The following is a 6,000-nucleotide window of genomic DNA, read 5'->3' as shown; positions in this document are numbered from 1 at the left end:
GAAGGTCGCGAATCAACCTGAAGTTGACGCGTATATCTGGCGCATGGGACCAGCGCCGGATGCGCTTCATTGAACCACTTTCGTGTTCCTCCTGGTAGACGGATTTCGCTCGCAGGTGTGGTAACTTGCGGTTGTCATTGACAACTCTAAGTTGACGATAGATGGAGGTTCTCTTGTGAGCGTTCCGGGGTCGGCGCACTTGGTTCTTGCCTCGGGCGTGGTTCACCTGGACGAGGCCAGCGCAGTCTTCGAAGCGATGCTGTCTGGGTGGGGTCGTCAACAGGCGTCTCGGCTACTCGCTGCTGAGGCCACGATCGAGCCGCGGCTGGCGTTGGTGCGGCGGTTCGCAGAGTTCGCCGGGGCGCCTCCGTGGGACTGGACTGCCGGCGATGTCGAAGACTTCACGGCCGCTTTGATGTCGGGCCCGGAACGCAAAGCACCGTCGACCATTCGCGGCTATCACATGTCGTTGCGGATGTTCTGCGACTACCTACTCGATAGCCGCTACGGTTGGATCGCGCAATGCGAGAACAGGTTCGGACGGATCCCATCGCAGGTCTGTCACGACTACAACACCGCCGCGCATCTGGTCGACTACGAGGGCAAGCCCGCGCGTCGCCCGTTCACCTACGACGAACTGGAAACATTGTTCGATTTCCTCGATGATCGCGTCGATGTTCTCGCTCGGTCCAGGAACAAAGGCGCGTTCGCGGCGCTGCGCGACGCACAGATGATCAAGACGGCCTACGCCTTCGGTTTACGCCGCCGCGAGCTGTGCTATCTCGATCTCGCCGACCTGCGTCCGAACTCGCGGATGCCGGCCTGGGGCACGTTCGGCGCCGTCCACGTTCGCTACGCCAAATCACGTCGCGGCAGCTCTCCCAGGCGTCGCACCGTGCTCGCCGTTCCGGAGTTCGACTGGGTGATCGACGGACTGCGCCAATGGGTCGACCACGGCCGCCCACTCCTCAGCCCCGGGAACCGTCAAGAGCTCTGGCTGACCGAGCGTCGACGGCGCGTGGCGACCAAGACCATGGATAGGCGATTCGCCGTCGCACGGGTGCAAGCGGGACTGCCTGCCGAGCTCACCTTGCACTGCCTGCGGCACTCCTATGTCACCCATCTGATCGAGTTCGGTTATCCGGAGCGGTTCGTCACCGAACAGGTGGGGCACTCGTATGCCTCGACCACCGCGATCTATACCTCGGTGTCCGACGACTTCAAGACCAAAACACTGCAGGCGGCGCTGCGCCGCGTCTACGGATCATCCACGACGACAGGTGAAGGCGGAGATGAGCACTAGGACCGTGCTGCGGTGGAACCTGCGTCAGCTGATGGCCCAGAACGGAATGTTCGCCACCACCGACCTTGTCGCACCGCTGCACGAGCGTGGCGTGGAGATCTCCCGACAGATGGTGCACCGGATCGCGACCAAGCCCCCGCAGCGCATCAATCTCGACCTGCTCGCCGCCCTCTGCGACATCTTGTCGTGCACGCCCAACGACCTGCTCGAGCTCGTCGCCGAACAAGTCCGTGAGGCGCCCGCGGTCAACGACAGCGGACCCGGCATCGGCGACCTGCGACCCATCCGCGCCACCATCCGCCGCCCCCACGACAACCAGTGACTCAGCGGGCCTGCTGGGAGTGTGCAAGCACCATCCGGCTAACCCCACTGACGCACGGGCGTCGCATCTGTGTCGCATGCCGTCGCAGACGGCACTATCACCCCGAGAAATGCCCGCGGTGTGAGACCGTGCGGCCACTGGCGTGGCAGCTCGACGATGCCATCGTGTGCGCCTCCTGCGCCGGTGTCGCATCGATCTTCACCTGCAGCGAATGCGGCCGCGAAGAACACCCCTACGGGTTCTACCGATGCGCCCGCTGCTTCCTACGCGAGCGCCTCACCGAGCTGCTCACCGACCCGATCAGCGGCACGATTCATCACCGACTACGGCCCGTGTTCGACGAACTGATCAACGCCGACCGCCCACAGACGGTGCTCTGGTGGCTGCGAAAGAAGCCCGGTACCGGCCCGCAGCTCCTTCGCGACATGGCCTGCGGAACGCGTGAAATCAGCCACGACACCTTCAGCGATCTTCCCTCGGACCGAGCCCACGATTACTTGCGCAGCCTCCTGGTCGCGGTCGGCGTTCTGGGCCCGATCGACATCCGCGTCGAACGGATGCTGCCCTGGATCGAGGACGTTGTAGCCGAGCTTCCGGCCGAAGACGCCGCCATCGTTCGCCGATTCGCGCATTGGCATGTACTGCGCCAGATGCGCAAGGCCTCCCACGAGAACCGGCTGACGAGATCGATGACCGATGCCTGCCGTCGTCGCGTCCGCGTGGCGATTCAGTTCATGGCGTTTCTGCACACCCACGACGCCACTCCGGCGACAGCGACACAGGAGATGCTGGAGCGCTACCAGGCGCTCCACCGGAGGCCGCTCACTGCCGAGTACGCCTTCCTCGTCTGGCTACGCCAATCCCGCATCAACACCACACTGAGGGTCACCGATCCGCCACGGTCACCTCCCTCGGTAACCGTCTCGGATTCCCAGCGGTGGGCCGCCGTCGGGCGGCTGCTGCACGACGACACAATCCGCCGCAAAACCCGCATCGCGGGACTGCTCACATTGTTGTTCGCCCAACCTCTTTCGCGCATCGTCGCCCTGCGATCAAGCCAAATCTCGATCTCCGACGATCACGCCGTGCATGTCGTCTTCGCCGCCATCCCCATCCAAATGCCTCCCCTACTCGACGACCTCATCCGCGAGCATCTGGAGCAGCAATGCGAAAGCCGCTACACCCCATCCCATACGGGCTGGCTGTTCCCCGGCCGACTTCCCGGCACCCACCTGTCCACCGAGAACATCCGCACCCAGCTCGTCGCGGTCGGGGTGAAACCCTACGAACATCGCAAAGCCGCGCTCTTCCAGCTCGCCAGCGACATGCCCGCACCCGTGCTGGCCGAACTGCTCGCGATCACCACCAAGAACGCAGCCGCCTGGGCCAAACTCGCCGCCCGCGACTGGACCGATTACGTCACCGAACGCGGCAGATCAATGCCGCATCGAAGGCGGAGCTAACTCGCAACAGCGATGTCGTAACCACTCCATGCCGCCGAGGCCACGATTCGCCTGCTCTCGTCAAAGTTGTTCTTTGTCAATCCTCCTCGCCACAAGTCAAGCAATCGAGAAACGGGTTCAAGCAGTTGCGCGCCCTCAAGCGTCTGAGACGCCGAACCGCGGGTGACCTGCACTTCGGGTAGCTCACTACCCTGCTGCGAGTCTCCGCACCTCGCTGTGGAACGGAAACCAGCGTACGGCCTCGCCGATGATGGCGACGAATGGTCCTTCGATGCCATCACCGACGCGATTTGCGAGAGGCGAAAAGGGCCCGAAGACCAGCCGGCTCGACATTGTGATTTCGTTGTGCCTAGCGAGCTGAGCGCGCCGGGCGGCCCGTCTTCTTGGTGGCGATGTTCGATTTTATGGCGTCGCTGTCGGTGTTGCGGTGGGCGGCGAGAAAGTCATCGACGATGTTCGCGCAGTCATTGTGAGTGATAGTGCGAAGCCCGGTCATTCGGGCGAAGGCGAGTGGTCCGACGAGTTGGCAAAGCGCCAGTTCCTGGTCGAAGTCGTTGAGTTCGGCTTGAGCTTTTGGGCTGGTGAGTACGGCGTCAAATGGTTGACGATATTGATCGACAACTCGGGTCCGTAGCGCCCCGGATGTGTGGCGGTCTTCCGCTTGGGCATTGGAGCCGGTGGGCCCCAATGAGAGCCACGCGAGTGTCGTGACATGCAGCGGTGCGTCGTTGAAAAGGGCGGCTTGGCGGCTGAGCAATTCGATCAGCTGCTCACGGAGGGGTCCGCTGGTCGGTGCCGGAGTGGTCACTTGTGGAAGTAGGCGTTCGAACGTGGCTGCCAGTAAATGCGACGAACTGTGGAAGTGGCGGTACAGCGTGGTTCGGGCCACTTTGGATGCTTTGGTGACGGCATCGATAGTGACCGCTTCCACCCCACCGGTGCTCAGTAGCGTTGCCGCAGCATCCAGCAGCCGGGTGCGTGACCGGATGAGCCGAGGGTCCACGTCGTCGTCAGGGACGGGCACTGCCTGACTGTCGCTCACTCGTTCACCTCGGCGGTCGATCTTCACGCGATGCTGTCACGGCAGTCTAGCAGTGTGGTACTAACGGTAGCGCAGCGAAACCGATCGTATTGGAGGGTGACGGTGCCCGAAAGCCTGTTGCCGCCCGAGCGGCTGCCCTCGCACACCACGACATGCATGGGTTGCGGCCCGGACAACCCCCACGGACTGCGGTTGGTGGTGCATCGTAGCGGCGACGCGGCGTACACCGATGTGACGTTCGATGAGCGCCATATCGGGGCCCCGGGCCTGGCCCATGGCGGGGCAGTGGCCGCGGCATGTGATGACGTCCTGGGCTTCACGTTGTGGATCGCCGGAACCCCGGCGGTGACCCGCACCCTGACGGTCGAATATTTGCGGCCGGTGCCGCTGCATCAGACCCACCGGATTACTGCCCACATCGTCTCTCGTGAAGGGCGGGCGCTGCATGTCACGGCGACAGGCACGGGTGAGGGTGGGATCGCCCGCTTCACCGCCAGTGCAGTGTTCATTGTCGTCAGCCCTGAGCACTTCGCCGCACACGGCGATGTCAGCGCTTTCGGCGATCTTCTGGAGCAGTTCTCGCGCCGCGGCGGCCTCGACCCGGAGCCGTCATGACTGTCCCTCAGGCGCGCAGCCACGGGAAAACCCCGCCTTCGGAAGCGAACTCGGTCGCTGCAGAGAAGCGAGCCGCTAACGCGTCGCGTTCACGCGCGTCCGCACGGCGCCGGGAGACCATTCTTGATGCAGCTTTGGTCGTGGCCGCGGCGGGTGGTTACGAGGCGGTTCAGATGCGGACAGTTGCCGAGCGGGTCGGCATCGCCGTCGGCACGCTTTACCGCTATTTCCCGGCGAAAACCCACTTGCTGGTGGCAGCGCTGACGCGCGAGTTCCGTCGACTCGACTCGGCCGGGGACTGGGCGAGTGGTGAGGGCACACCGCTGGAACGGCTCGAACGGCTCACCGCACATCTGCATGACCGCTGGCAGCGCGACCCATGGCTGACGACGGCCATGACACGGGCCTTCGCAGTCGCAGATACCCGCGCCGCCGCGGAACTCGACCGCGCGGCCGATGAGATCCAGATCCTGCTGGCCCGCACGCTCAGGGGCGGCGAGCCCACTCCTACCGATCTGCACGTGGCTGGGATCATCTCCGACATCTGGCTGGCCAACCTCGTGGCCTTCAGCGGCCACCGCGCGACAGCCGCCGACACCCGCGACCGCATTGACCGAGCCACCAGGCGCGTCGTGACCAGCGCTGCTAGGCCAGCCGTCTACCGGTAACGATACTGCTGGTATCGCAGCGATACTTTGCGTACTCTTTGGGGATACGGCTCAACGATGCGTCGAAAAGAGACTGCCATGTACACCCAATGGATCGAAAACCCTGTCGTACAACGCCTCTCGCTGCACGGCGGCCTGGTTCTGGATTTCGATGATTACAACGAAATCGTCATCTCCTGCCCCCTACTATTGACGCTTCCTGCCGTCGGCACCTACCCCATCGAGGCGGTGCGTATTGACCCCCTCAGGATCGCGACCCACGAACGCCCGCTGCTGAACCTCGCCGGCGCACTGTGCACCCAGGCCTGGTCCAGCGACGATGGAGGGCTACACCTGAGCTTCTCGCGCGGACATCGCATCGATGTCGATCCCGACGCTGAACAGACAGCGTGGGAGCTCTATGGCATGCGCCACGGCTACATGGCCTGTCTACCTCAAGGACGGGTACGCGTGGTCCGCCATGACCTCCCCGACACCGACGACGCCAACATCGTCAACAGCGTCAGGCAATCATCGGCGGGGTCGGCGCGGCAGACCCACTAATCCGGCCGCGGACACTGCGACGGGTCGACTTGGGCGGCAATACG

The 6,000-nt window shown here is 63.9% G+C and carries 7 protein-coding genes; 6 read left to right on the top strand and 1 reads right to left on the bottom strand.

Annotated features, from left to right (window positions below):
• Positions 1 to 175 precede the first annotated feature (175 nt).
• The 3 genes from ACAG24_RS28030 (at position 176) to ACAG24_RS28020 (ending at position 3,088) form a co-directional block, all read left to right on the top strand.
• Positions 176 to 1,303, top strand: a complete 1,128-nt coding sequence (locus ACAG24_RS28030; RefSeq protein WP_046363131.1) for a tyrosine-type recombinase/integrase — start codon at positions 176 to 178, stop codon at positions 1,301 to 1,303.
• Positions 1,293 to 1,625: a helix-turn-helix domain-containing protein gene (locus ACAG24_RS28025; protein WP_024449211.1), complete on the top strand. Its 333-nt coding sequence runs from the start codon at positions 1,293 to 1,295 to the stop codon at positions 1,623 to 1,625. Before ACAG24_RS28030 ends, ACAG24_RS28025 begins: the two co-directional genes overlap by 11 nt.
• 128 nt (positions 1,626 to 1,753) lie before the next feature.
• Positions 1,754 to 3,088: a hypothetical protein gene (locus ACAG24_RS28020; RefSeq protein WP_011856875.1), complete on the top strand. Its 1,335-nt coding sequence runs from the start codon at positions 1,754 to 1,756 to the stop codon at positions 3,086 to 3,088.
• Positions 3,089 to 3,437: 349 nt separating this feature from the next.
• Here the strand turns inward: ACAG24_RS28020 and ACAG24_RS28015 are convergent, their stop codons facing one another.
• Positions 3,438 to 4,130 carry a TetR/AcrR family transcriptional regulator gene (locus ACAG24_RS28015; RefSeq protein ID WP_011856876.1) on the bottom strand — a complete coding sequence of 231 codons (693 nt, stop codon included), beginning with the start codon at positions 4,128 to 4,130 and terminating at the stop codon, positions 3,438 to 3,440.
• A 102-nt stretch (positions 4,131 to 4,232) separates the two neighbouring features.
• On the opposite strand from ACAG24_RS28015, the gene ACAG24_RS28010 reads away from it, so the two are divergent.
• From ACAG24_RS28010 to ACAG24_RS28000, 3 genes are all read left to right on the top strand, one after another.
• Complete coding sequence (locus ACAG24_RS28010; RefSeq protein WP_370475989.1) at positions 4,233 to 4,745, top strand: PaaI family thioesterase; 513 nt, start codon at positions 4,233 to 4,235, stop codon at positions 4,743 to 4,745.
• Positions 4,742 to 5,413, top strand: coding sequence for a TetR family transcriptional regulator (locus tag ACAG24_RS28005; RefSeq protein WP_011856878.1), 672 nt, complete (start codon positions 4,742 to 4,744; stop codon positions 5,411 to 5,413). Before ACAG24_RS28010 ends, ACAG24_RS28005 begins: the two co-directional genes overlap by 4 nt.
• A gap of 78 nt (positions 5,414 to 5,491) precedes the next feature.
• Complete coding sequence (locus ACAG24_RS28000) at positions 5,492 to 5,956, top strand: DUF6188 family protein (protein ID WP_070351816.1); 465 nt, start codon at positions 5,492 to 5,494, stop codon at positions 5,954 to 5,956.
• Positions 5,957 to 6,000 lie beyond the last annotated feature (44 nt).

Source organism: Mycobacterium bulgaricum, from assembly GCF_041287165.2.
GTDB classification, from domain to species: domain Bacteria; phylum Actinomycetota; class Actinomycetes; order Mycobacteriales; family Mycobacteriaceae; genus Mycobacterium; species Mycobacterium bulgaricum.
This window is presented reverse-complemented; position numbering and strand designations above follow the sequence as displayed.